The sequence below is a fragment of the Acinetobacter sp. USHLN143 genome (assembly GCF_037145695.1).
GTDB lineage: Bacteria > Pseudomonadota > Gammaproteobacteria > Pseudomonadales > Moraxellaceae > Acinetobacter > Acinetobacter fasciculus.
Genome location: NZ_JBBCWZ010000134.1, coordinates 1 through 3,781, shown reverse-complemented (window position 1 = coordinate 3,781; position 3,781 = coordinate 1). Strand labels below are relative to the sequence as shown.

Annotated in this window: 2 protein-coding genes and 1 pseudogene; all 3 read left to right on the top strand. The window is 41.8% G+C overall.

The genetic code is table 11. From position 1 onward, the window contains the following. Positions 1-509: 509 nt before the first annotated feature. Positions 510-1,346 carry an IclR family transcriptional regulator gene (locus WFH18_RS17050; RefSeq protein ID WP_004280319.1) on the top strand — a complete coding sequence of 279 codons (837 nt, stop codon included), beginning with the start codon at positions 510-512 and terminating at the stop codon, positions 1,344-1,346. Between the two features lie 225 nt (positions 1,347-1,571). Next, positions 1,572-3,284 (top strand): electron transfer flavoprotein-ubiquinone oxidoreductase, encoded by a 1,713-nt coding sequence (locus tag WFH18_RS17045; protein WP_336755337.1) that lies wholly within the window; start codon positions 1,572-1,574, stop codon positions 3,282-3,284. A gap of 202 nt (positions 3,285-3,486) precedes the next feature. Beyond that, positions 3,487-3,781: pseudogene (locus WFH18_RS17040) on the top strand (IS701 family transposase); the annotation flags it as partial.

Genomic DNA, 3,781 nt, shown 5'->3' with positions numbered 1-3,781 from the left:
AGCGTTTAATTGGTTTTGGGAAAAAAGAAGAGTTTAAGGAAATTTTGGCAATTTTAAGAAGGCAGAACCCTGATAGGATAAGGGTTCTGTGAAATTTGTCGTGTACAGAGAAAAATTTTATGTTTTAACAAAAAAATGAAATTTTTCTGGTATTCCAGTTGATTTATGTTTAAGATTTTAATTTCACGATACGAAATATTTTAATGGAATGATTGTTTTATTTATCAGTTTTTTTGAATAGATAATTAAACCTTTTTTCTTGCTGTAATACTTATCGGTCACTGACTCTTTCGGAGAAATCGAAACTTTTTAAATGTGTTGGCTACGTATTAAACCTAAAAAACTAGATGATTTTATGTTGTCTTTAAACTTGGGTAACAGGATTCTTTCCGACTACAAATAATTTCGGCACTTTTTCTTATATTTTATCTTTTATAGAAGTGTTTTATTTTGTATCGTGAAATTATGTTGCTATCATATTCATTAATTTAACTTTAATTGCCCTGACCATGACAAAAAATAAAACTGGTGAAATTCCCAACTTTGATGAAATCCGTTTAGATCCGATTTCACATATTCATAGAGAAAATAATCCTCAATTTATTGCGTCTATTGCGCGTGGATTGGAAATCTTACGTTGCTTTTCAGCGACCAATCAATTGCTTGGCAATCAGGAAATTGCACAATTAACCAACTTACCCAAGCCAACTGTGGCCCGTATTACCAGCACCCTGGTTTCTTTAGGTTATTTAAAACAACTACCGAATACCACGAAATATCTGTTGGATGTTGGGGTATTGGCTTTAGGCTATGCAGCTTTGAGTAATATTTCTGCACGTACTCAGGCCTATCCATTTATGGAAGAAATGTCACGCTATTCCCAAGCCCCTGTGGCAATGGCTACCCGTGACCGTCTCAGCATGATTTATCTGGAAGTAGTACATACAGAATCGACACTGACTATGCGCCGCCCTGTCGGTTCGACTTTACCGATTCATAGTAGTGCCATGGGACGTGCCTGTCTGGCAGCGATGGATGTAAAGGAACGCGAATATTTATTTGACGCGATCAAGAAAAGAAACGAAGATCAATGGCCAACCATCAAGCGTAATCTGGAACGTGCAATCCGTGATTATCAGGATTATGGCTATTGTCTGTCTTTAGGTGACTGGGCAAAAGATGTGAATTCCGTGGCAGTTCCGTTGGTTCACCCCAAACATGGGATATTAACGTTTAACTGTGGTGCCCCAAGTTATCTGTTAAATCAGGAAAAACTGGAAAATGAAATTGGACCGCGTCTGATTCACATGGTGAATAATATTGCAATGAATCTCAATAACATATAAAAAAATTAATTATCAGAGCGACATTAAGTCGCTCTTTTTATTGAATACCCAATCTACACATCTTCTTCCTTTATCCAGAATTCTCAGCAAACCTTTTTAATGCTGCGAAATAGATAAGATTTAAAAAAGATAAAGTCCTATTTCAAATAAAAAGATCAAAAATAAGCTTCATAACCGATTTAGATAATGCTATAAATATCGTATAGCGAAATTGAATTTTATATTATGGAAGATATAACAAGAGAATCGATGGAGTTTGACGTCGTCATCGTAGGCGCAGGCCCTGCGGGTCTTTCTGCTGCGATCAAAATCCGTCAACTTGCAATTGAAAACAACTTAAACGATTTGTCCGTTTGTGTCGTAGAAAAAGGCTCCGAAGTCGGTGCACATATTCTGTCTGGTGCTGTGCTTGAACCACGTGCCATGAACGAGCTGTTCCCCGACTGGAAAGAACAGGGCGCCCCGCTGAATGTCCCGGTGACCGAAGATAAAACCTTCTTCCTGCTGTCAGATGAAAAATCACAGGAAGCACCGCACTGGATGGTGCCTAAAACCATGCATAATGATGGCAACTATGTCATCTCGCTTGGCAACGTGGTGCGCTGGTTAGGCCAGAAAGCCGAAGAACTGGAAGTGTCGATCTTCCCAGGCTTTGCCGCGTCTGAAATTCTGTATCATGCCGATGACACAGTCAAAGGCATCCAAACCGGTGACATGGGCATTGGTAAAGATGGCGAGCCGACGCATAACTTTACCCCGGGTTATGAACTGCATGCCAAATACACCATCTTTGCTGAAGGCTGTCGTGGTCACCTCGGTAAACGTCTGATCCAGAAGTTCAACCTGGACAAGGACGCTGATCCGCAACACTACGGTATCGGCATTAAAGAGTTGTGGGAAATCGATCCTGCCAAGCACAAACCGGGTCTGGTGATGCATGGTGCCGGTTGGCCACTTTCTGAAACCGGTTCTTCAGGTGGCTGGTGGTTGTACCATGCCGATAACAACCAGGTGACCTTGGGCATGATCGTGGATCTTTCTTACACCAACCCGCATATGTATCCGTTCATGGAAATGCAGCGCTGGAAAACCCATCCTTTAATCAAGCAATATCTGGAAGGTGGTAAGCGTATTTCCTATGGTGCGCGTGCCGTGACCAAAGGTGGCTTTAACTCACTACCAAAATTCACTTTCCCAGGTGGCTCGTTAATTGGTGATGATGCAGGCTTCCTGAACTTTGCCAAGATCAAGGGTTCTCATACGGCGATGAAATCCGGCATGCTCTGCGGTGAAGCGGTCTTTGAAGCGATAGCTGCCGGTGTAGAAAAAGGCGGTGATCTGGCGGTGGCACGTGTAGTGGAAGGCGAAGATTTCTTTGTCAAAGAACTGACTGCTTATACCGACAAGTTCAACCATAGCTGGCTAAAAGAAGAGTTATACAACTCGCGTAACTTTGGCCCGGCAATGCACAAGTTCGGTCAATGGATCGGGGGTGCATTCAACTTTATCGACCAGAACGTGTTTAAAGTACCTTTCACCTTGCATGATCTGGTTCAAGACCATGCGGCGCTAAAAACCCAGGCAGCTGAAAGCTTCAAGCCAAACTATCCAAAACCGGATGGCAAGCTGACCTTTGACCGTCTGTCTTCAGTGTTTGTATCGAATACGGTCCATGAAGAAAACCAGCCAGCGCATTTAAAACTCACCGATGCCTCTATTCCGGTGGAAGTCAACCTGCCGACATGGGACGAGCCTGCACAGCGTTACTGCCCGGCGGGAGTCTATGAAATTATGGAAAATAATGACGGTTCCAAGCGTTTCCAGATCAATGCAGCCAACTGTGTGCACTGCAAGACCTGTGACATCAAGGATCCGTCACAGAACATCACCTGGGTGACACCGGAAGGTGGTGGTGGTCCGAATTACCCGAATATGTAAGGTAATTCCTGTGAAGGAGAAAAATACATCTATTTCTCACATTCACATACCCAATCTTGAAGCAGTTAGTATTAACACTTCACTTTAATTTTTTAGGTAATCCCAGTTCCCTCGGGAGCTGGAATTAATAAGCTAGAATAGAAATATAGGACTTACGCATTGACGGATTCAAAAAAGTATTACAATAGTTTATAACGTATCTGTGATCAGACGAACTAAACATGCTTCTACAGCAACTTGTACATTACCCATTTATATGGGCTTTCTCATGACAGAACCGAACTCTATTAGCTGCACACAACTTGCCGAGACTTATAATATCTCGCATGATAGTGTAAATCGCTTTCTAGAGCGTGAAGAATATACACCTCACGACCTATATCAAGAAGCAATTCAACATATTGATAATAATAAACTTATAGTCAGTATTGATGATACTGTTTTAGATAAACCATATAGTCAACATATGGACTTGGTTAGCTATTTTTGGTCAGGCA

Excerpts from the sequence above, each read along its gene's own strand:
- WFH18_RS17050 (WP_004280319.1), top strand. The coding sequence starts at position 510 with ATGACAAAAAATAAAACTGGTGAAATTCCCAACTTTGATGAAATCCGT.
- WFH18_RS17045 (WP_336755337.1), top strand. The coding sequence starts at position 1,572 with ATGGAAGATATAACAAGAGAATCGATGGAGTTTGACGTCGTCATCGTA.